This is a genomic window from Veillonella sp., assembly GCF_015058545.1.
Classification (GTDB): domain Bacteria; phylum Bacillota; class Negativicutes; order Veillonellales; family Veillonellaceae; genus Veillonella_A.
In genome coordinates this window covers 1-22,775 of sequence record NZ_SVCB01000097.1, presented here as the reverse complement: position 1 = coordinate 22,775, position 22,775 = coordinate 1, and the positions used below count along the sequence as shown (strand labels likewise).

26 protein-coding genes and 1 riboswitch are annotated in these 22,775 nt (G+C 43.7%); all 26 genes read left to right on the top strand.

Annotation, left to right across the window (positions count from 1 at the left end; genetic code table 11):
* The first annotated feature begins 37 nt into the window (after positions 1-37).
* The 26 genes from cobU (at position 38) to dapA (ending at position 22,503) form a co-directional block, all read left to right on the top strand.
* Entirely contained in the window at positions 38-613 is a 576-nt protein-coding gene (gene cobU, locus E7204_RS06560) for a bifunctional adenosylcobinamide kinase/adenosylcobinamide-phosphate guanylyltransferase (protein WP_295182923.1), read from the top strand.
* A complete protein-coding gene (locus E7204_RS06555) occupies positions 613-2,136 on the top strand; it encodes a cobyric acid synthase (protein ID WP_295182921.1) in 1,524 nt (507 codons plus the stop codon). Before cobU ends, E7204_RS06555 begins: the two co-directional genes overlap by 1 nt.
* Complete coding sequence (gene cbiB, locus E7204_RS06550) at positions 2,136-3,113, top strand: adenosylcobinamide-phosphate synthase CbiB (RefSeq protein WP_295182920.1); 978 nt, start codon at positions 2,136-2,138, stop codon at positions 3,111-3,113. The genes E7204_RS06555 and cbiB overlap by 1 nt, the downstream gene beginning before the upstream one ends.
* A complete protein-coding gene (gene cobS / locus E7204_RS06545) occupies positions 3,110-3,850 on the top strand; it encodes an adenosylcobinamide-GDP ribazoletransferase (RefSeq protein WP_295182919.1) in 741 nt (246 codons plus the stop codon). The genes cbiB and cobS overlap by 4 nt, the downstream gene beginning before the upstream one ends.
* Before the next feature lie 131 nt (positions 3,851-3,981).
* Complete coding sequence (locus E7204_RS06540; RefSeq protein WP_295182918.1) at positions 3,982-4,890, top strand: GHMP kinase; 909 nt, start codon at positions 3,982-3,984, stop codon at positions 4,888-4,890.
* Between the two features lie 13 nt (positions 4,891-4,903).
* Positions 4,904-6,112: an aminotransferase class I/II-fold pyridoxal phosphate-dependent enzyme gene (locus tag E7204_RS06535; RefSeq protein ID WP_295182917.1), complete on the top strand. Its 1,209-nt coding sequence runs from the start codon at positions 4,904-4,906 to the stop codon at positions 6,110-6,112.
* On the top strand, positions 6,066-6,698 hold the full coding sequence (cobC, locus tag E7204_RS06530; protein ID WP_295182915.1) for an alpha-ribazole phosphatase: 633 nt from the start codon (positions 6,066-6,068) through the stop codon (positions 6,696-6,698). Before E7204_RS06535 ends, cobC begins: the two co-directional genes overlap by 47 nt.
* Positions 6,699-6,714: 16 nt before the next feature.
* On the top strand, positions 6,715-7,479 hold the full coding sequence (locus E7204_RS06525; protein ID WP_295182913.1) for a pseudouridine synthase: 765 nt from the start codon (positions 6,715-6,717) through the stop codon (positions 7,477-7,479).
* 60 nt (positions 7,480-7,539) lie between these two features.
* Positions 7,540-8,610 carry a Xaa-Pro peptidase family protein gene (locus E7204_RS06520; RefSeq protein WP_295182911.1) on the top strand — a complete coding sequence of 357 codons (1,071 nt, stop codon included), beginning with the start codon at positions 7,540-7,542 and terminating at the stop codon, positions 8,608-8,610.
* Positions 8,611-8,624: 14 nt separating this feature from the next.
* Positions 8,625-9,182, top strand: a complete 558-nt coding sequence (efp, locus tag E7204_RS06515) for an elongation factor P (protein ID WP_006556749.1) — start codon at positions 8,625-8,627, stop codon at positions 9,180-9,182.
* Positions 9,183-9,268: 86 nt separating this feature from the next.
* Positions 9,269-9,643, top strand: a complete 375-nt coding sequence (locus tag E7204_RS06510; protein WP_295182908.1) for an Asp23/Gls24 family envelope stress response protein — start codon at positions 9,269-9,271, stop codon at positions 9,641-9,643.
* A 21-nt stretch (positions 9,644-9,664) separates the two neighbouring features.
* Entirely contained in the window at positions 9,665-10,063 is a 399-nt protein-coding gene (locus E7204_RS06505; RefSeq protein ID WP_295182906.1) for an Asp23/Gls24 family envelope stress response protein, read from the top strand.
* Positions 10,047-10,571, top strand: coding sequence for a transcription antitermination factor NusB (nusB, locus tag E7204_RS06500; protein WP_295182904.1), 525 nt, complete (start codon positions 10,047-10,049; stop codon positions 10,569-10,571). The genes E7204_RS06505 and nusB overlap by 17 nt, the downstream gene beginning before the upstream one ends.
* A 12-nt stretch (positions 10,572-10,583) precedes the next feature.
* Positions 10,584-11,609: a metallohydrolase gene (locus E7204_RS06495; RefSeq protein WP_295182902.1), complete on the top strand. Its 1,026-nt coding sequence runs from the start codon at positions 10,584-10,586 to the stop codon at positions 11,607-11,609.
* A gap of 88 nt (positions 11,610-11,697) precedes the next feature.
* Positions 11,698-12,903: an exodeoxyribonuclease VII large subunit gene (xseA, locus tag E7204_RS06490; protein ID WP_295182900.1), complete on the top strand. Its 1,206-nt coding sequence runs from the start codon at positions 11,698-11,700 to the stop codon at positions 12,901-12,903.
* The gene (gene xseB, locus E7204_RS06485) at positions 12,896-13,114 is read left to right on the top strand and encodes an exodeoxyribonuclease VII small subunit (RefSeq protein ID WP_021841842.1); all 219 of its coding nucleotides are present in this window, start codon (positions 12,896-12,898) and stop codon (positions 13,112-13,114) included. The genes xseA and xseB overlap by 8 nt, the downstream gene beginning before the upstream one ends.
* Before the next feature lie 136 nt (positions 13,115-13,250).
* Positions 13,251-14,129 (top strand): polyprenyl synthetase family protein, encoded by an 879-nt coding sequence (locus tag E7204_RS06480; protein WP_295182897.1) that lies wholly within the window; start codon positions 13,251-13,253, stop codon positions 14,127-14,129.
* Position 14,130: 1 nt separating this feature from the next.
* Complete coding sequence (locus E7204_RS06475) at positions 14,131-14,598, top strand: divergent PAP2 family protein (protein WP_156705043.1); 468 nt, start codon at positions 14,131-14,133, stop codon at positions 14,596-14,598.
* 56 nt (positions 14,599-14,654) lie between these two features.
* Positions 14,655-15,458: a TlyA family RNA methyltransferase gene (locus E7204_RS06470; protein ID WP_156705041.1), complete on the top strand. Its 804-nt coding sequence runs from the start codon at positions 14,655-14,657 to the stop codon at positions 15,456-15,458.
* A gap of 8 nt (positions 15,459-15,466) precedes the next feature.
* Positions 15,467-16,348 (top strand): NAD(+)/NADH kinase, encoded by an 882-nt coding sequence (locus E7204_RS06465; protein ID WP_156705040.1) that lies wholly within the window; start codon positions 15,467-15,469, stop codon positions 16,346-16,348.
* On the top strand, positions 16,345-16,971 hold the full coding sequence (locus tag E7204_RS06460; RefSeq protein WP_295182894.1) for a class I SAM-dependent methyltransferase: 627 nt from the start codon (positions 16,345-16,347) through the stop codon (positions 16,969-16,971). The genes E7204_RS06465 and E7204_RS06460 overlap by 4 nt, the downstream gene beginning before the upstream one ends.
* A gap of 3 nt (positions 16,972-16,974) precedes the next feature.
* On the top strand, positions 16,975-17,430 hold the full coding sequence (argR, locus tag E7204_RS06455) for an arginine repressor (protein WP_021841836.1): 456 nt from the start codon (positions 16,975-16,977) through the stop codon (positions 17,428-17,430).
* Between the two features lie 183 nt (positions 17,431-17,613).
* Positions 17,614-19,287: a DNA repair protein RecN gene (gene recN / locus E7204_RS06450; RefSeq protein WP_295182893.1), complete on the top strand. Its 1,674-nt coding sequence runs from the start codon at positions 17,614-17,616 to the stop codon at positions 19,285-19,287.
* Between the two features lie 108 nt (positions 19,288-19,395).
* A riboswitch (Lysine riboswitch) is annotated at positions 19,396-19,563 on the top strand.
* Positions 19,564-19,676: 113 nt separating this feature from the next.
* Positions 19,677-20,474 carry a 4-hydroxy-tetrahydrodipicolinate reductase gene (gene dapB, locus E7204_RS06445; RefSeq protein ID WP_295182892.1) on the top strand — a complete coding sequence of 266 codons (798 nt, stop codon included), beginning with the start codon at positions 19,677-19,679 and terminating at the stop codon, positions 20,472-20,474.
* Positions 20,475-20,565: 91 nt separating this feature from the next.
* Positions 20,566-21,597, top strand: coding sequence for an aspartate-semialdehyde dehydrogenase (locus E7204_RS06440; RefSeq protein ID WP_295182890.1), 1,032 nt, complete (start codon positions 20,566-20,568; stop codon positions 21,595-21,597).
* 24 nt (positions 21,598-21,621) lie between these two features.
* Positions 21,622-22,503, top strand: coding sequence for a 4-hydroxy-tetrahydrodipicolinate synthase (gene dapA, locus E7204_RS06435; RefSeq protein WP_295182888.1), 882 nt, complete (start codon positions 21,622-21,624; stop codon positions 22,501-22,503).
* The last annotated feature ends 272 nt before the right edge of the window (positions 22,504-22,775 follow it).

The following is a 22,775-nucleotide window of genomic DNA, read 5'->3' as shown; positions in this document are numbered from 1 at the left end:
TCCTTTAAATTTAATTGTAAGGGAGATGATATTTCTCATGTCTACAGTAGAGAGTCGAATTATATTGTGTACCGGCGGGGCACGCAGCGGTAAAAGTGAATTTGCGGAGCGACTCGTTTTATCCTTGCCCGGTCAAAAAGGCTATGTTGCAACGGGTCAGATTTTTGACGATGAAATGGCAGATCGCGTGAGAAAACATAAGGCACGACGCGGTAATATATGGCATAATTTTGAAATTCCTTATGACATAACCGCTTCATGGTCAAAGATTTTAGACAGCTGCGACGTTATCCTTATTGATTGTTTGACTATGTATGCCACTAATGCTATGCTAAAAAAAGAGCCTAAAAATCAAGCAGAGTGCAATGAGTTGGCAGACGCATTAGTAGCTGAGTTTAAAGAACTCATCGAAAGAGTGCATAAAGCCGATAAAACAGTCGTGTTTGTAACGAATGAATTAGGCCTCGGGATAGTTCCCGAAAACAGAATGGCCCGTTTCTTCCGCGATATTGCAGGCTTATTAAATCAAACCGTGGCCCAAGCGGCCGATGAAGTATATTTCACAATTAGTGGCATTACCACAGAGCTAAAGGCTAAGGAGGTTCATATATAATGGCAAAAAAACTCATGTTCCAAGGAACCAGCTCCAATGTAGGTAAAAGTATTTTAACAACGGCATTGTGCCGTATTTTTTATCGTCGCGGCTTAAAAACAGTACCGTTCAAAGCTCAGAATATGGCTTTAAATTCCTACGTAACGCGCTGGGGCGATGAAATCGGTCGCGCCCAGGTGGCACAGGCGGAAGCAGCCGGCATCGATCCGATAGTACAGATGAATCCGGTATTGTTAAAACCTACAGGCAATCAGTCCTCCCAAGTGGTGCTTATGGGGAAACCGGTAGGCGTATACAGTGCCAAAGAATACCATAGCCATTACTCCTTAACAGCTCTCGATAAAGTAAAAGAAAGTTTAGACTTTTTAGATAAAAATTTTGACATGATTGTCATCGAAGGGGCCGGCAGCCCTGCGGAAGTTAATTTAAAGGCCAACGATATCGTAAACATGCGTGTAGCCAAAATGACAAATTGTCCGGTTATGCTTATTGCCGATATTGACCGCGGCGGTGCTATTGCGTCCATCGTGGGCACCTTAGAACTACTGGAACCGGAAGAACGGGATTTGGTTAAGGGCATTGTTATCAACAAATTCCGCGGCGATATTAATCTCTTAAAACCGGCTCTTGATTTCATTGAAGAACGGACAGGGCGTAAGGTAGTGGGGGTAATTCCGGCCATAGACAATCTTGATATTGACGAAGAAGACTCCGTAGCCCTTGAAAGCAAACACACTACCATTAACCGTGAAATTACCATTGCGGTTATGCAAACACCTAAAATTTCCAATTTTACCGATTTTGATGCCTTGGCGTATGAACCGGATGTTTCGGTACGCTTCGTAAAACCCGGTGATGCTATCGGTGAACCGGACATGGTGATTTTACCGGGCTCCAAAAACACCTTAGCGGACTTAAAATACTTGGAAGACCGTGGTTATGCGGACGATATTAAAGCTTTAGCCCAAAAAGGCGTGCCTGTATTCGGTGTGTGCGGCGGTTATCAAATGCTCGGCGAAAAACTCCATGATCCGGACGGTGTGGAAGGCGATATTCCGGAGCTTAACGGTCTTGGTTTATTGCCGACGGAAACAACTATGACGGGCACGAAGATGACCCATCAAGTTTCGTTTAATACTACTAATTTGCCATTTTTGGGCATCGATTATAGCGGTGAAAATTTACGGGGTTATGAAATTCATATGGGGGACACCCGCGGTGTAGGTACCGTGGCTGATTGTTTTGCCATAACCTCTCGCAGTGAAAAACCGGTAGCCGTTATGGATGGTTTCGTCAATGAATCGGGCCTTGTTATGGGGACCTACATTCACGGCATCTTGGATAATGACAGCTTGCGCCGTCAAATCTTGAACGCCTTACGTAAGCGTAAAGGACTCGAACCGCTGGACGAAGTATTCCATTACTTTGAACATAAAGATGCGGCCTATAATCGCTTAGCCGATATTGTGGAAAAACATCTTGATATGGATTATATCGACAAATTATTAGAGGAACAGGCATAATGGACTGGTTTCTACATAATGCATATTATTTCATTCCCTTGTGGGCCTTTTTACTGGATTGTATTGTTGGCGACCCGAGAAGCCGGTTCCATCCGGTGGTCCTCATTGGTGATGTTATTTCTTTCTATGAAAAATTTCTCTACGGAGAGCGTGACAGTAATGGCAAAAAATTCCTCTACGGTGGCTTAACTGTACTTTTGACATTGTTGACGGTTACTGTCATAGGCTTTCTGTTGATTTTAATTGCCGGCACAATCAATCCTTGGGTAGGTTATGCCATGCAGGTCATTATCGTCTACATTACCATCAGTCCTCGCTCGTTGGCGGCGGCGGGGCTTGAATTGGCTCAATTGTTGCGCAAAGGGGATATCGAAGAAGCCCGACGCAAGGTTGGCTGGATTGTAGGCCGTGATACAACCGAACTTGATGAAAGTGAAATTACTCGTGCTACCATTGAAACAGTGGCGGAAAATACGGTGGATGGCATTATTTCACCTTTATTGTTCTTTGCTGTTTTCGGCCCTTTAGGTGCCTTATTTTATCGAACAGCCAACACCATGGACTCCATGTTGGGCTATAAGAACGATAAATATATGTACTTCGGCCGTATAGCGGCCCGTTTTGACGACGTTTTAAATTGGCTGCCCGCTCGCATAACATTTCTCTTATATACGTTAACAGCCTTTATTTTACGTCATGATTGGCGTAACGCGTGGCGCATCGGTTTACGTGATGCCAAGAAGCATCCGAGTCCGAATGGTGGCTATGCGGAAGCGCCGGTAGCGGGGGCACTTCATATTCGTCTCGGTGGTTATAATAAATACGGCGACACCATGACATTCCGTGCCTATATGGGGGACCCGGACATGAAAATGCGAGGTATTCATATTCAAAAAACGATTGGCATGATGTATGTTTGTTCTTTACTAGGCGTTGTTATCAGTGCCGTATTAACTAGAATTTTGGTGATATTATGAAGTCATTTTTTATTGGCTTACAGTTTTTAACACGTTTAAAATTGGTCAATCAGACGGAATGGGATATTCACGACTTTGGTAAAAGCGTCGTCACCTTTCCGGTGGTAGGCCTTGTTATCGGTGCCTTCATGGCTCTCATTTATTGGCTGTTGGTACCCTATATACCGATTACGTTATTAGCTTTATTATTGGTTGTGTTCGAGTTTCTGTTTACCGGCGGCTTACATGCGGACGGCTTCATGGACACCTGTGACGGCCTTTTTTCCGGCCGCGATCGTGAACGCAAGTTGGAAATCATGAAAGACAGCCGCGTCGGCTCCAATGGGGTTGTAGGGTTTGTTTTTCTTACCTTATTGAAATGGCAGTTAATCGCCCATGTCAATCCAACCATACTTTTACAATTTTTATTCTTTATGCCGATTATCAGCCGTTACTCCTTAGTGTTAAGTATTCGACTCTTTCACTATGCACGACCTGAAGGGATGGGAAAGGCCTTCGCCGTATATTCGCCGAAGCAAACCCTCCTTTGGACAACGCTTATTGCCTTGTTGCCGGCTGTCTATTTCCTATGGCTCTATGCCATCTTCCTGGGTTTGGGAATCTTAATCAATCTAGTTTTAAATTCCTATATTTCCAAACACCTCGGTGGCGTAACCGGCGATACGTACGGCTTTGTCATTGAATCATCGGAATTATTATTGGTATTGGCCGCTGTGGCCATTGGTATTGCTTTATAGTTGTCATTTATAAGTAATATATTTACTATCAAAGAATTCTTTGTATTGTAACAAGCGCTCAAACAAAACTTTTACAATGTATTTACATTGATTTGTGTTATTTTGTGTATATTAGTATGGAGGAACGACAGGTGTTATATTATGTACGAGCACCAGGGACATGCGGTGAATTTTTGCAAGGGTCCATTGATGGTCAACCGTTTTTGGTTACCTGTCCTATTAATCGCTATTCCTATGCGCTAAGCGGTGTAAAGCAACCGCTTAGACCTTATTATTGTTCGCTGCAACCGAAAGCAGCCTTAGCGGCTCAAAAAGTAATCAATTCGTTTGTAGCTGAAGGGACGTTGCCCAATAGTCCGGCGGTACAGCGCGCTTGGCGTAGTCCTGTTTATGTGCGCTCCGATATTGCCCAGGGAAAGGGCATGGCATCGAGCAGTGCCGATATTAGCGTCGCCGCCATGGCTACGGCTTTGGCCTACGGGCGAGCGCTTACCTTTGAAGAGTTAAAAGAGATTTCTTTAAGTATCGAGCCCAGTGATGCATCTTTTTATCCCGGTGTAGTTCAGTTTGACTATATTAAGGGAAAAATTACCGAGCCTCTTGGCAAGTGTCCGCCTATGAAAATCATGATTTTTGATGAAGGCGGCGAAATTGATACGGTTAGTTTCAATGCGCAGCACGGACTTCATGACCTGATTGCCGAAAAAGAACCGTATATTAAAGAATCATTGGCTCTTTTTAAAGAAGGGATTGCTACCCACAATGTATCGTTAATCGGCCAGGCCGCTACCTTAAGCGCGTTTGCGAATCAGCGTATCTTACATAAACCTTTATTGTATGCGTTGCATGAAATCGGTAATCATTTTAACAGCGTAGGCACGATTATCGCCCATAGCGGCACGATTATGGGACTTTTATTCCCAACCGACGGAGTACCGCTGGCTGATTGTCGCGCCGCTGTCCATCAGGAATTACCGGATTTATTATATTTAGATACCGTCGAAACAACTAATGAAGGTATCACCTTTATGAAGCGTTAGGAGGTGCTCAGCCATGAAAAATACCCACGGTGGTAACATCTATAAAGTGGCGGCCGCTCATAACGTAGCACCACAGGATATAATCGATTTTAGCGCCAATATCAATCCCTTAGGCATGAGCCCCAAAGGGCAAGCCGCATTGACGGCCCATTTAAATGAAATCATTCACTATCCGGATCCGGAATACACGGCGCTTCGCCAAACGATAAGTGAAGTGCTTGATGTACCAGATGAGAACATTCTGGTGGGGAACGGAGCGGCCGAATTATTGTATGCTCTCATGACCTTACCCGGTATCGAGGAAGTATTGGTACCGGCGCCGGGCTTTTCCGAATATGCCTTAGCCGCACAGGCTCAAGGCTTACCGGTCTTAGCCTATTCCATGATTCCTATGACCGCCGATGGTGAAGTAGAATCGGTGAATGCATCGCATCATTTGTTCGGTAATACTACACCGCATCAGCCCATAACCCATTTTGCGGTTCCTTATGAAGATTTAAAAGCGCATCTCAAACGCTGTGCGGAAGAACAAGTGCGCACAATCATCTGCCTTGGCAATCCGAATAATCCGGACGGTAGTTTGCAAACGGTGACCGAAATATTTGAAATGGCTGCGTTAGCTCAAGCTTCAAACAGCTTACTGCTTATTGATGAATCATTTATTGAGTTCACCAATGAATCTCATAGCCTCCGGCCTTATTTGGCGGAATATCCGGCCATTGTTATATTGCATTCACTGACTAAATTCTATGCCATACCGGGCTTACGCTTAGGCTTATTATTGGGGGACGCGACTATACTAAAAAGTATCGCCGCTCATGTACCGACCTGGTCGGTTAATCATTTGGCCCAAGAGTACGGTATAGCCGCCCTTCAAGACGAAGTATATCGTCAAAAAACACGTGCCGTGGTAGCCCGTGAAAAGGAATGGCTCTATGGCGCCATCAATGCATTCGACTTTATAACAGCGTTACCGCCGGCGGTTAACTTCATGCTTTTACATTGGCAAGTGCAACATCCGAGCCTTGCCGATTTTATGGAATTTTTAGAAAATAAACAGCTTCTGATTCGCAGTTGTGAAGCCTATGACGGGCTTGGGCAAGGGTGGTTTCGGATTGCTGTTAAAGATAGACATAGTAATGAATTATTGATTTCATATGTAAAGGAGTTCGCCCATGCACACAATTTACTTAGTTCGCCACGGCCAGACGGAATGGAATAGCAGTGGTTTTTATCAGGGATTTACGAATGTTCAACTCAATCAGACGGGCATTATTCAAGCTGAAGCGGTGGCTAAGGAATTAACATTCGTACATTTTGACTCCATAATTTCCAGTGATTTAGATAGAGCCCGCATCACGGCGGAAAAAATTCTGGGAGACCGTCAAATCCCGTTTAAAACGGATGAACGACTTCGCGAAATTAATTTCGGCGATTGGGAAGGTCTTACCTATGATCAGATTGAAGCCAAATGGCCACAGTCTATCTACACTATGTATCGTCGTCCCGATGAAGTTAAAATCTCCAACGGCGAATCTTTCCAGGATGTTCAAGAACGTGCTTGGCAAGCCGTAACAGACGAAATGAGTACAATCGGGGAAGATAAAACTATCTTAGTTGTGGCTCATGGCGGCACCAACCGCACTTTAATCTGCCAAATGCTAAGCTTACCGCTTCATTTTGCCTGGAATTTCAGCCAAGGTAATACGGCCATCAGCCGTGTGGAATTCTACGGTCTTACAGAAGATGATCATAATACTTTGAGTCTTTTGAACTACACGAAACATTTGGAAACAATTCAGTTATAATAGTTCGGATTATATTATGAGATTACGTTTAGATAAATTTTTAGCCAATAAAGCTTTGGGCAGCCGTAAAGAAGTCCATGCACTCATAAAGCAGGGACTTGTTACGGTAGATGGCAACGTGGCTAAGAAAAAAGATATGCCCATTGATATTCCGGAACAAACGATTGCGGTAAATGGTGAAATCATTGACAGCCGTCAGATTTATTATGTAAAGTTTAATAAACCGGCCGGTTATGTATGTGCCATGGAGGATGCTCGTCATCCCACGGTTATGGATATTTTGCCGCCCGAGTTTCGCACTATGGGCGTAGGCCCGGTGGGACGCCTCGATAAAGACACGGAAGGCCTTTTATTGCTGTCCAATGACGGCGCCTGGGCACACCGAATTATCAACGGCAAAAAACATGTGCCCAAACGATATTATTTTGAATATAGCGGTACCCTTAGCGAAGAAGGCTTAGAACGCATTCGCACCGGTATCGTCCTAGGTGACGGTACAGAATGCAAACCGGCTGAAATCATCGTACCCGATACGGTGCCAGCCCAATCAACTGATGTGTCTGGCAATTCAGCTGATACAGGTGATGATGCCGTTTTATTCAAAAGTGCCGAAATTATAATCGAAGAAGGTAAATATCATCAGGTTAAACGCATGATAGGGGCGGCCGGCGGTGAAATCACCTATTTAAAGCGCCTCACCGTGGGACATCTTGATTTATCAGACATCCCGAACCCCGGTGATTTTATGTATCTTGAAGCGTCAGACTACGAAAAACTATAGTCAAAACGCTCATTTTGTGGTATCATGAAATGAAAAAATTTATAGCAAGGGAGTCTTATCATGAACGGCTTATTACGCCTACAGGATTATTTGACTGCGCACCAGTATGATGGCATACTCTTGCTTAGCCAGACCAATCTGAGATATTTTGCCGGTTTTACAGGGACTACAGCCATAGGCTTTGTAACACCGACTACAGCATTTATAGTCACTGACAGTCGCTATACGGAACAAGCAGAGCACCAATGTGAAGGGTATGAAGTTATCCAATACAGCGGTTCTAATTGGGAAACTATAGCGGATATTGTCAAAACTCATAATATTACCTTATCTGTCTGTGCGTTCGAAGGCAATTATGTGCCGGTTGATACGTATGTGACATTTTCCGATATTTTGGTAGGCAGTAAGTTTAAATCCGTTGATTTAACACCTTTACGGGCTGTTAAACGGCCGGATGAACTTACGCTTATGAAAGAAGCGGCCCGCATTGCCGATGAAGCCTTTGCCGCTTTATTGCCGCAATTAAAACCGGGCATGACGGAACGGGAAGCACGCGTCATTTTAGAAATTGAAATGTTAAAACGCGGCTCCGAAGAACCGTCTTTCGATACCATTGTGGCCTCCGGGCATCGCTCCAGCATGCCGCACGGGGTGGCGTCTGATAAAGTCATTGAAACAGGGGATTTTGTTACCTTCGACTTTGGCGCGGTATACCAAGGGTATCATTCGGATATGACCCGCACCATTGTGATGGGGGACGCATCCGATTTGCAACGCAAACTCTATAAAGTTGTGCTTGATGCGCAGCTGAAAGGGCTCGCCGCTGTAAAAGCGGGTACTACAGGTAAGGTTGTAGACGTCGCTTGCCGCGACAGTATTGCGGCCGACGGTTACGGCGATTATTTCAATCACGGCACCGGTCACGGTGTGGGGCTTGATATTCACGAAGAACCGGTGGCATCACCGCGTTCCGATACTGTATTAGAGCCTAATATGATAGTTACTGTGGAACCGGGGGTATATCTGCCCGGGGAAATAGGTCTTCGCATTGAAGACAGTGTTATAGTTACTGACGATGGCTATGAGCTACTCACTCATACCTCGAAGGAATTAATAGAAGTAAAAGGTTAAACGGAGGGATTTAAATGATTTCTAGTAATGATTTTCGTCCGGGCGTAACAATTGAGCTCGATGGCAACGTGTGGCAGGTTGTAGACTTCCAACACGTAAAACCGGGTAAAGGTGCTGCATTCGTACGTTGTAAATTAAAGAATTTGCAGACCGGTTCCGTAGTTGAACGTACTTTCAACGCCGGTGAAAAAGTGCCTAAAGCACATGTTGATCGTCGTCGTATGCAATACTTATACGAAGCTGACGGCGCTTATACGTTCATGGACAACGAAACGTATGACCAAGTTGAATTAAATCTTGAACAATTGGGCGAAGCTAAAAACTTCTTGCTTGAAAACATGGAAGTTAGCATCGTATTTTTCCAAGGCATCGTAATCGGTATCGATTTACCGGTAGCTGTAGAACTTCGCGTTGTTGAAACTGACCCTGGTATCCGTGGCGATACCGCAACAGGTGGTAACAAACCGGCTACATTGGAAACCGGCTATGTTGTTAAAGTGCCATTGTTTATCGAAGTGGGCGATGTTCTTCGCGTCGATACACGCACCGGCCAATACATTGAACGTGCGTAATATCAATTAATTTTAAAAGCATTTGTCTTTAACGTACGTTGTTCAAGGCAAATGCTTTTTATGCTATTAAAGAAAGGCAGGGTACTATGAGTGATAAGAATGCATTCTTTGAAGGAGTGACTAAAATAAGCGATAATGTGTATGGCACTATTGCTTCCTTGAAAGCGTTGGAAGTGAAAGGTGTCGCTTCTATGAGTACCACTGCAGGCGATGATTTTGCCAATTTAATCGGCATGAAAAGCCAATGGGAAGGCGTTAGTTTACAACGAACATCGGATAACAGTATTACCATCGACTTATATCTGGTTGCTCGTTACGGCTATCGTATTCCCGATATGGCTTTGCGCGTTCAGGAACATGTAAAAACCGGCATCGAAACATTGACCGGCACACATGTAGAGGGTGTTAATATCTTTATTCAGGATATTGCCTTTGAAAATACAGGCGTTAAGTACATTTAATCGGGAAAGGAGCGATACCAAGTGGACGTAAAATCAAATAATCCGCAATTACAGGTAGATGTGTCCGATGAAGTTCTATTGCAGATAGCTCATCATGCATTAACCTTAATTCCGGGCTATCATTCACTAAACAGTAATTTTTACACCGGTATGGTTGACGGCATTGCGCGCAATTTTGGTCAAAAACGCTTGCCCGGCATTAATGTAAAACATCGCAAAGAAGGCCTTGAGATTAATATATATATTAATGTCCTTTACGGCTATCCCTTGATGACAATGGCTGCCCAAATTCGCCAACAAATTAACAAAGATTTAAAAGAATCCTTAAATCTGGATTCGGTTCGAATCGATGTGCATTTTGAAAATATAATCGATCCTAATCAAGTAACAGAGGAGTTAAATAATGAAGCAAAATCGTAATCGCCGCCAAGCACGGCTGTATGCTTTCCAATCTTTATATGCCAAGGAATTTCATAAACCTGAAGATTCCGTAATTATGCCGGAAGAAGAATCCGGCAGTACCGGTGCTATGGATATTGCCTATGCAGAAGCGATTATTAACGGTGTAACGGCTAATCAGGCTATGTTAGATAATCTGTTACAGGCACACTCGCCAAAACGCAAAATAGGGCAATTAGGCGCGGTTGAGCGAAATGTATTGCGCTTAGCAGCTTGGGAACTGACCGTTTCCACGGAAGCCATCGATCCTCGCATTATTATTAATGAAGCCGTACAATTGGCTAAAGATTTCGGTTCCGATAAAGGCTATAAATTTGTAAATGCCGTATTGGATGCCATTGCCAAAGAAAAAGGGTCTCAAAAATCAGCACCTGCATCGGGAGCGGCTGAATTGGCCGAAGCAAAAACCGCCGAAGCAAAAACCGGCGACGCTAAAGCCGCCCTCAACGGTTCCGACCTTAAGGCCTAAACGAGGCATATCATGAAAGTTTATTTAGGATTAGATACAAGTTGTTATACTACCTCCTGTGCGTTGGTCAATGAATCGGGTGAATTGATTGGCCAAGCCAGAAAACTATTAGATGTAAAACCGGGCGAGCGTGGTCTGCAACAATCGCAAATGGTGTTTCAGCATACCCGTGCCTTACCCGATTTAATTGAACAATTGCCGTCAGGTGTCCAACTAGCGGGCATTGGAGTCAGTGCGTTTCCGCGCCGTGAAAAGGATTCCTATATGCCTGCTTTTTTGGTGGGCCGAGGCATGGCCAAAAGCTTGGGGCATTTGAATGACATTCCCGTCTATGAGTTTTCACACCAGGAAAACCATATTCTGGCGGCGTTACGCGTGTTAAACTGTGTGCCGGACGAACCGTTTTACGCACTCCATGTATCGGGCGGCACAACGGAACTCTTATATTGCGAGCCCGCCAAAGATACCTTTTTCACGGCCCAATTAATTAGCGGCGCCTTAGATTTACATGGCGGTCAATTTGTGGACCGCATCGGCGTAGCCCTTGACTTACCGTTTCCGGCGGGTCCCCATATGGAGCGAATCGCCCAAACATTATGCGACGATCCTAAAGCATTAAAAAAGACGGTCAATCGATTAGAGTCAGAGTCAAATAGTGATTTTAAAATGCTACCTGTATCGGTAAAAAACGGCGCCATCAGCTTTGGCGGCCCTTGCAGCGAAGCCATGCGCCGTATTGAACGAGTTAAAGCAGCTGATAAACTTACCGATACTTACAAGGCGCAGACAGCGTTAACGGTATTCCACTGCATGACCCGCTCACTGCAAAAAATGCTGACTTTTCATTGGGAACAGCGTCCGGCCGGTACTTTAATTGCCGTCGGGGGCGTCATGGCTAACAGTTATTTGCGCCAAGCACTCCTTGATTTTGGTCAATCCCACAAAGTTAAGGTCCTCTTTGCACCGCCCGAATACAGTTCCGATAATGCCACCGGCGTGGCTTACGGGGCTGCTTTACTGGACGCTGAAAATAAATAGAAACTAATATAGTATTAAAGCTTTTTTAATAATAAATAGCATTAAAGCTTTTTACAATAGAGAATAAAAGGTTCACAGGAGGAATTATATGGATGTTTTCTCCATTACCAAATTAAACAATTTAATAAAGCGGGTGTTGGAGCGGGAATATGTGCTGAAGAATTGCTATGTAGCCGGTACGATTGCCAATTTAAAACGCCACAGCACCGGTCATTACTATTTTTCACTAAAAGACGATGATGCCTCCGTTGATGTAGCCCTTTGGGCGGGAACGGCGCAGAAAAAAGGCCTCGTCGGTCAATTGGAAAACGGCCTCTTTGTAACCATGCGGGCTACTATTAATTTCTATGAAAAAACCGGCCGTTTAAGTCTTATCTGTAATGATATGGAAATCGGCCAGAAGAGCCCGTATCAGCTTGCCTTCGAGGCGTTGAAGAAAGAATTGACGGCTCTCGGCTATTTTGACGAAAGCCATAAACAGCCATTGCCGGTTATGCCTGCTACAATTGGCCTCGTTACATCCGAGTCAGGTGCCGTGCTCCATGATATTTTGCATGTAGCTCGGCAACGTAATCCGTTCGTACAGTTTAAACTCTTTGCCGTACCGGTACAAGGCGATAAAGCCGGTCCCATTATCGCTAAAGGGATTGAACGAGCTGATGCGGATACCGAGGTAGAACTCGTTATTGTAGGCCGCGGCGGGGGCTCCATGGAGGATTTATGGTGCTTCAACGACAGAGCCGTAGTAGAGGCTGTGTATAATTGCAAGACGCCTATTGTATCAGCTGTAGGTCACGAAACGGACTATACCCTTTGTGACTTTGCCGCCGACGTACGTGGTGCCACGCCCAGTCATGCAGCAGAACTTACAGTCTATCCTGTAAGTTATCTCTTAGAGCAGTTGGAAGCGAAAGAAACATACTTGCATCAATACATGAGACAAACAATTGAAACGAAGAAGCAAGAGTTACAGGCTATTTTTAATCGCAAATTAGGCATTCCCGCGTTAACCTTAATCCATCAAGAAAGTTCCAAGCTCAGTGAATTGCAACATCGTTTAAGCGGTGCCGTGCAACAGACTGTCGGCAAAAAGCAAAACGATTTGCTGCTCTTGGGTCAGCAATTGGAATTATTAAATCCACTGCATTTACTTTTGAAAGGGTATACCAAAATCGAACATGAGGGAATCCCGATTCATTCCGTCACTGCCGTAAATGTAGGGGACAGCGTGAATATTACGATGAATGACGGCTCATTATCGGCCAAGGTAGAGGAGATTATAACAAATGGCTAACACACTTAAGAATTATGAAAAAAAATATGCAGCCTTGGAAGAAATTGTACGCACCTTGGATGCTAATGAATTATCCGTTAACGACTTATTAACCCAATATAAAAAAGGCCTTACACTTGTGAAAGAGTGCTCCGATATGCTGCAAAGCGTGGAAGGGGAAGTACGTCAAATTATTGAAGAAGTCCGTATCGGCAGTGAAGGTCAGAAATAATTTTTCTGAAATATGCAAAATATTTGCTTATTTACTCAATAATCTATGTATAAAATCTATAAAATGATGTATAATAACTATATTCAAACGAGTCAGTAAGACTGACTTTACAGGCCGTTCAGAGGCAGGAGGATATATGTTAAAAGAGTATTTAAAGGCGAGCAAAACATGGGTGGAAGATTATCTCAAAGAAGTGTTAAACTCGCCCAATACAGAATATGAGAAACTTTATGAATCCATGCGCTACAGTTTACTCATGGGCGGTAAACGGATTCGACCGATTTTAACGAAAGCGGTTATGGAGTCCTTCGGTGTTTCACCGGAACCGTATAAGGACATTGTGTGTGCCATTGAATTGATTCACACCTATTCCTTAATTCATGACGATTTACCGGCCATGGACAACGATGATTACCGCCGCGGTAATCTGACGAATCATAAAGTGTATGGCGACGGACTCGCCGTTTTGGCAGGCGACGGCTTATTAACATATGCCTTTCAATTAATCTGTCAAAATAAAGCAGCCACACCGGAGCAGCATCTTAAATGCGTCCTGGCGTTAGCGAAAGCAGCAGGTCCGGAAGGCATGGTAGGAGGACAGGCGTTCGATTTATTATCGGAAGGCCGTCACATTCCATTAACGGAACTGCAAGTCCTCCATCGCGGCAAAACAGGGGCCTTATTCTTGGCAGCTATCGAAATCGGTCTGATTCTCAGCCACGCTTCAGCGGATGTGCACAAAGCGTATATGACCTATGGCGATCAACTGGGCTTACTGTTTCAAATTACCGATGATATTCTCGATGTAACGGGCACCATTGAGGATTTAGGGAAAATGCCCGGTAGTGATGAAAAACAAGATAAATCCACCTATGTATCCGAATTAGGTGAAGACGGGGCGAGAGCCAAAGCGGATGAAACCGCAACGGCTGCTAAAAGTGCCTTGGCTTCGGTACCAAACGATACAACCATCTTGGAAGCATTAGTAGACTATCTTGTACATAGGACGAACTGATATGCAATTTTTAAATGAATTATTTGATAATTACATTGCACTGAGTGCCTTTCTGGGGTGGTTTTCAGCGCAAGCTTTAAAATTTGTCATCGTGTTACTGCAGTATAGACGCTTCCAATGGGAACGCCTTATCGGATCCGGCGGATTTCCCAGTTCTCATTCGTCGCTCGTAGTCGCTTTATCAACGGCTACCGCGTATATTCATGGCGTAACTTCCGACTTATCGGTAATTTGTATTACCTTTTCACTTATCGTTATGTACGATGCGTCCGGCGTACGCCGGGAAGCAGGGCGACAAGCACAAATTTTGAACCAATTAATGGAGCATTTCAAGAAGCGTAATATTCCGGTCTATTTGGATGACGGTCATGTGCTCAAAGAGCTCTTGGGCCATACGCCTTTTGAAGTATTCGGCGGTGCCTTTTTAGGCTATGCCGTGGCCTCCATTATTTACTATAACTTTCTATAACCAAGAAGCTTACAGGGGCAATCTAAAAGCTTCCCGAGTTGAAACTAAGGAGTTTTATGAGTACGAAAGAACGGTTAGACGTCTTATTGGTGAATCGCGGTCTTTTTGAAAGTCGTGAAAAAGCCAAAACAGCCATCATGGCCGGCCAAATTTTTATGGGCACCGTCTGTGTCGACAAAGCGGGTACCAAGGTGCCGATTGATGCGGATTTAAGCGTTAAAGGCAATACGTTACCTTATGTTAGTCGCGGCGGGTTAAAACTGGAAAAAGCGTTACAATTATATCCCATCGATTTAACTGATGCGGTTATGGTTGATATTGGCGCTTCTACGGGTGGTTTTACCGACTGTGCTCTTCAAAATGGGGCCGCCAAGGTCTTTGCCATTGACGTGGGCTATAACCAACTGGCTTGGTCACTACGGCAAGATAAACGCGTCATCAACATGGAAAAGCAAAATATACGAACCGTTACGCCGGAACAACTAGGGGAACTGGTTGATTTCATTTCCATTGATGTAGCGTTTATTTCACTGGATAAAGTACTGCCGGTAGCCGTAACGCTCCTTAAGGACACGGGCTCTTTAGTAGCTCTTATTAAACCACAATTTGAAGCGGGTCGTGAAAAAGTGGGCAAGGGCGGTATTGTCCGTGACCCGGCTACGCATGCCGAAGTGCTGACACGCATTTTAAATGTAGCCGAAGAAGTGGGCTTACATCTTCATGGCGTAACCTATTCACCCATCAAGGGGACTGAAGGTAATATAGAATTTTTGGGATATTTTAAAAAGACGACGGACGGTGCCTTACCGATTACGCCTGAATTGGTTGAATCAGTGGTAGCCGCCGCGCACGAACTGTAGGTGATGATATGCGAGTAGGATTTATTCCTAACATGGGGAAAGAGAATATTATTCCTATTTTGCAAGAGGCGAAGAGCCTTTGTGAAAAAAACGGCTTGGACGTATGGCTACCGGCCGATTTGGAGGAGTTTAACTTACCGGAACTATTAGGTGTTCCGACTAAGCAAGTATTGCCTAGACCTGAATTTTTTAAGCATCTTGATATGGCCTTCAGTTTCGGCGGTGACGGTACCTTAATTCACTTAGCCCGTCAAATTTATGAATATGATGTTCCCATTTGCGGTATCAATTTAGGGGAATTAGGCTTCTTAAATCAAATCGAATTAGCTGATATGGAAGACCGCATCAAGAAAATCGCCAACGGTGATTTTCGCGTGGAAAATCGTATCCATTTGGCTGCGGAAATCCGCACACCTCATGGCGTAAAAAAATTAACGCCGGTCATTAATGAAGTAGTTATTACTCATGAAAAGCCGGGGCGTATGGCACGTATTAATTTAGCCATCAACGAAGGGTATACGCAGATGTATCCTGCCGACGGTTTAATCGTAGCTTGTTCTACAGGATCCACGGGCTATAACTTATCGGCCGGCGGTCCGATTATGGCACCGGACAACCATTCTATTATTGTTACACCGATTGCGCCGCATCTACTGCAAAGTGTATCCTTGGTGTTAAAAGAAAGTGCCCGTATCGATTTAACGATGCCGAAACGTCAGGAGAAACTCCATATTTGTATCGACGGTACTTTCGATTATCAGTTTAGTAATGAAGACAGCCTTCACATTGAAGCCAGCGCGCTTTACAGTCGCTATGTACGCTTCTATGACGTAAAATTCTTTGCTACCTTATTCCGCAAATTATCGGCACGAAGAGATGAGCTTTTATGATCAACTATAATCATGTTGTACAGTTCCAACACATTTTTTGGGATGAGCAACTTAAAAGTGCCAAAACAATCGTAGATGCTACGGCCGGTAATGGCCATGATTTGCTGTATCTGGCCCAACATTGTTTGCCCGGCAGCACCCTGTGGGGCATCGATAAACAGACAAAGGCCATCGAAGCTTCCTCTAAGCGCCTGCATACCGAATGTGCCCGCACAGATATAACGTATCACTTGGTATATGGTACGCATGAAGATATCTTAGCAACAGCCAATCCGGCAGCAGCCCAGAACGATGGGCCTACGACGAATACTAAATATAATACCGCTATTACTAATATTGACTTACTTATTTTTAATTTAGGGTATTTACCGGGTAGTGATCATACCATGATGACAAAACCCGATTCAACTATACAAGCCATCAAGGGAGGCTTAGATTTATTAAGTCCTAAAGGGCTCATCACTATCGTCACCTATCCGGGTACACCGGAAGGTGAGCGGGAAGACGAAGCAGTATGTGAGTTTATAAGTACTTTGCCGCAAAAGTCATATGATGTAGCCACTTGGAAATTACTAAACCAAGCAAACAAACCTCCCATTTTATATATTATTAAAGGACGGTGACCTATGAAACGTTACAGATATAATAAAATCAAAGAAATCGTACAATCTCGCTCTATTGAAACGCAGGAGGAATTGGCAGCCGCTTTAGCCGCGGAAGGTATTGAAGTTACGCAAGCTACGGTATCCCGCGATATTAAAGAATTAATGCTCATTAAAATTCCTACCGGTGACGGTCATTATCGTTACGCTTTATCGCCGGAAGAGAATGTACTCCTTATCGGTAATCGCATTAGTCGCCTGTTCCAAGAATCCATTACGCGCGTAGATTTCACCATGAATCAGATTGTATTGCATACCTTACCGGGTTCCGCTCAATCTGTGGCATTTGCCATTGACCACGCTAAATGGGCTGAGTTAATCGGCACCTTGGCCGGTGATGATACGATTTTATTAATTGCACGCTCCGTGGAAGATGTACAGCCGATTTTAAAACGTATTTCCGATCTTATGAAAGATTAATATGTAACTATTAAGCCTATGCGCCCTTATGCGTATAGGCTTAGTGATTATTAGCGGCATCATTTATGTTTGCCTCGTATAATTACTATTTATATTTTCTCCGGATACTTATTATTTATATTTATCTCGTATAATTATTATTTACGTGTTATTACCTGTAAAGGGATTAAGGACTTGTAATCTATGCTCACACAAATGGGAATTCGTAATTTTGCCTTAATTGAACAGATGAATTTACAATTTTCGGACGGCATTACCATCTTTACCGGTGAAACCGGTGCCGGTAAATCTATCCTTATGGATGCTTTCAGTATTCTGTTGGGCGAGCGGGCCAGCAGTGATTTTATCCGCCACGGCAAGGATGCCTTTGTCATTGAAGGTGTCTTCGATGTAACTGACGATACGGAACTGTTAGATCTTTTAACATCTAAAAATATTCTCGTGGAAGAAAATCAGCTCATTTTATCGCGATCGTTTAACCGTCAAGGAAAATCTACTATTTTGGCTAATGACCAGGCGCTCCCACTTAAAGCACTGCGCGAAATCGGCCTTTATTTAGCGGATATTCACGGCCAATATAGCAATCAGCTCTTGTTGAATCCTGATGTGCATCACAAATATTTAGATGAATACACCAAGGAAGGGCAAAATGCCTTTGACGCTTATGTAAAAGCCTACAAGAGCTACAAAACAGCAAAATCACAACTAGACGGCCTGGAAGCCATGGCTGCGGAACGAGCCAGAGAACTGGATATGCTTCGTTTTCAAATTGATGAAATTGAAGAAGCGCAACTGAAACCGGGGGAAGACGAAGCCTTAGCGGCGGAACTTAAGCGATTAGACAGCTTTGAACATCTGGATAAAGTATTAGGCGCTTGTTACAATGCCTTCTACAGTGATCGCCATGCCATCTTGGAAGCGGTCAACAGCATTAAATCGGAAGTACAGGATTTGGTTCGTTATGACGAAGACCTCAAAGACTTATCCGAATTAGTCAATTCCGCCTATTTTCAATTGGAAGAAGCGGCGCAAGGGCTTGATCGCTATCGTGATTCCATTTCCTATGATGAAGAACGCTACGCCTATTGTCAGGAACGGGATTCCTTAATTTACGGTTTAAAACGCAAATACGGGGAAACCATTGAGGCGGTTTTAGAATTTGAAAACAAAGCGCAAGCCCGATTGGAAGAATTAGAAGCCCAGAGCTATGCTAAAGAAGATTTAGAAAAAGCCGTCCAACAAGCCGAAGCCGATGCCAGAACTAAATTAGCTGCCCTTACTGCGATTCGTGATACAAACAGTGCCATAATTGCCGACCAATTACAAAAGCAGTTAAAAGACTTAGGGATGAGTAAAGCCAAACTTCAGTTTGTCATTGAAAAAAGCGACGAACTATTACCGTTAGGGGCTAAACGCATTGAACTATTATTCAATGCCAATGCAGGGGAGGACCTATTGCCGCTCCACAAAGTGGCCTCCGGCGGTGAAATCTCTCGTATTGCTTTGGCCTTTAAAACGGTATTTAATACCAAAACATTCAAGACTTTGGTATTCGATGAAATCGACGTTGGCATTAGCGGCGATATTGCCTTGCAGGTAGCGGCTAAAATCCAACAACTCAGCAACAGCACTCAAGTATTTTGTATAACTCATTTGCCACAAACCGCAAGTATTGCCAAGCATCATTACCATCTGTCCAAGCAGGAAGTGGATGGACGCACCGTATCAAGCCTTACCGAGCTTAGCGAAGAAGAACATGTGGAACAAATTGCCCGCATGATGTCAGGTCAAAACTTCTCTCATACGGCTCTTGCTACGGCGAAAGAAATGATCGAACATTTTAAAAATAAGCATTAATAGCTTTACCTCGGTTATAGTTATAACTATGTATACAGAATACGATTTGACGCCATCAGAAAATAAATGTATACTATTGGTAATCACTTTTGAATTTTGAATTAAATATGCGGAGATAGAGGCGCGATGCTTAAGAGTACTTATAAGGAACCGGGCAAGGCTGTGAGATATGAAGAAAGGGAGAATCGCCGAAGCTTGTTTGTGCCGACAAACATAGCTGGTTGTGCATTGAATAAGTGTATGACTGTCATCATTTGATGGAGTGCTAGCTCATTGTTCTGACTATCATAGTTTTGTTATATTCATATGATAAAGCGCATAGTCGTTCAGGTAACCATACCAAGATCAGTGGCAGCTATCCGCTGGTCTTTTTTTTGGGAGGAATGAACATGATTACAGTAATGGTATGTGGTGCGACCGGTAAAATGGGTCGCGAAGTCGTAAAAGCTGTTCATAATGATCCGGACTTACAGTTTATCGGCGGTATCGACCCTAAACAGGCCGGAGAAGATGCCGGTACAGCTGCCGGTATCGAATCATTGGGGCTGCCTTTATACGAAAGCTTAACAGCCGCCTTAAGCGCTAAAAAGCCGGATGTTATCGTTGATTTTACCAGTCCCGCCATTATTTTTGAAAACGCTAAAACTGTTTTAGGCGCCGGCGTTCACATGGTAATCGGAACTACCGGTCTTACCGCTGAACAACGTGATGAATTAGCGGCCATCGGTAAAGCCAATAATGCCAATTGCTTAGTGGCACCTAACTTTTCACTGGGCGCTGTTATGATGATGAAAACAGCAGCCGATTTGGCACCCTATTTTCCGAATGTAGAAATTATTGAATTGCATCACAATCACAAATATGATGCTCCGTCGGGAACGGCCGTATTAACAGCCAAACTTATTAATGAAGCTAAGCAGGCAACCGGTGCGGTAGGGGCTGAAGATTTAACTCGTGAAAGTTTACCCGGTGCTCGCGGTGCCAAGGTGGATGACGTAACGATTCACAGCGTTCGCTTACCAGGTTATGTGGCTCATCAGGAAGTTTTATTTGGGGGTTATGATGAAACACTGACAATTCGCCACGATTCACTCAGCCGTTTATCCTTCATGCCGGGCGTTGTTTTAGCTTGTAAGAAGATTGCTGAAAAACCGGGCCTTACTTACGGTTTGGAACATTACTTATAAATGTAAAGATAGAGTATGATTAGGGGATTTAAAAGCCCTTCGCCATACTATTGCTACAATATTTATTTTTATTAAATTGGGAGAGATACACATGAGAAAACCAAATGTTGCTATTTTAGGTGCTACCGGCGCGGTAGGGCAAGAATTTATCAAATTAATCGAAGAACGCCAATTTCCGTTTGAAAATCTTAAATTATTGGCATCCGCTCGTTCCGCCGGCACGGAATTAACAGTATGCGGTAAAACTTATGTGGTAGAAGAAGCTACCGCCGATTCTTTTGAAAACGTTGATATTGCTTTATTTGCAGGTGGCTCCATATCCAAAACTTTGGCACCGGAAGCGGTGAAACGCGGTGCTATTGTTATCGATAACTCCAGCACTTTCCGAATGGATCCGAACGTACCACTCGTAGTCCCCGAAGTAAATCCTGAAGATATCGATACTCATCAAGGAATTATCGCCAATCCGAACTGCTCTACCATTATTATGGCTTTAGGGCTTAAACCGCTCCACGATTTATCGCCGATTAAACGTGTTGTCGTAAGTACATACCAGGCCGTATCCGGAGCCGGTAAGGAAGGCATTGACGAATTGGATAACCAGGTAAGTTCCCACATTCAAGGGAAACTGATGGAAGCCCATATCTTACCTAGTGCTTCCGCGCCTAAACATTATCCGATCGCTTTTAATGTAATTCCGCAAATTGATGTTTTCTTGGACAACGATTATACTAAAGAAGAAATGAAAATGGTCAATGAAACGCAGAAGATTTTGCATGATGATTCCATCCAAGTCGTTCCGACCACAGTTCGTATTCCGGTATATCGTTCCCATTCCGAATCTGTTTTGGTAGAAACCGAAGCGCCTGTAAGTGTTGCTGATTTTAAAGCTGCCTGTGAAAAATTCCCGGGCCTTGTGGTTAATGACAATCCACAAGAACAAGCGTATCCTATGCCGCTTTACACATCCGGTAAGGATGATTGTGAAATCGGCCGTATTCGCAAAGATTTATACAACGATAAAGGCATGAATTTCTGGATTGCCGGCGATCAAATCCGCAAAGGGGCTGCCTTAAATGCCTTGCAGATTGCCGAGTATTTGGTGGAACACCAATCATTTTAAAGAATAGTTTTAGAGGAGGTTATTATGAAAACCTTAGGTCGCGTATTAACAGCTATGATTACACCGTTTAACGCGGATGGTTCAGTAGATTTTGAAGGAGCGCTCACATTAGCCAAGCATTTACTAAACAATGGATCTGATGGTCTTATTGTGTGTGGCACTACGGGAGAAAGTCCCACAATTGATAACGAGGACAAACTTAAGCTATTTGAATTAATCGCGCGCGAGTGTGGTCATTTAGGTTCCATCGTGGCCAATACCGGTTCCAATAATACCCAACGTACAATAGAATTAACCAAGGCGGCTTCTAAAACAGGCGTAAATGCCGTAATGGGGGTAGTACCTTATTACAATAAACCAAATCAACGCGGCTTATTTGAACATTTCAAAGCTATGGCCGAAGCTACTGATTTACCGGTCATCGTATACAATGTTCCGGGCCGTACAGGCGGCAAAATTATGCCGGCTACTATTGCTAAATTGCGTGAAGCTTGCCCAAATATTGTCGCTGTTAAAGAAGCGAGCGGTGATATTAATGTAGCAGCCGAAATTTATCATTTATTACCGGAAGATTTCATGATTTACAGTGGTGATGATGGGTTAACTTTACCGATGCTAGCTGTAGGCGGTTGCGGCGTTATTTCTGTAGCGGCTCATGTAGTGGGCAAGGAAATGAATGAAATGATTCAGGCCTATGAAGCAGGGGATGTGACTAAAGCCAAACAAATCAATAAAGACTTATTCCCTGTATTTAAAGCCATGTTTGTAACAACTAATCCGATTCCTGTAAAATACGCAGTTCGTCAATTAGGTTTACCGGCCGGTCCGTTCCACTTGCCGTTATGTGAACCGTCAGACGAAGAAGCAGCCGTAATTGATGCTGCTATTAAACCATATATTAAATAAGCCAGCGCTGCATTACAACAACAAAAATAAAGAAGAAATTTATAAAAATAAAAAACGAACACTTGTTTCTTAAGCCAAAATTCGGGCAGACAAACAAGTGTTCGTTTTATTTTATTTAATTGAAAATATAAAGGCTCTTTGTCAAATTTTGGGGCGCTAAAGAGTCTATGCACTTTGAGGAAGGACATGAGACATAACTGTTGCGTGTCCTTTTCTTGCATTGATGAATAAAATCCGGTTACGGAAGTAGTGGAAGTTCCGTATCCCAAAAG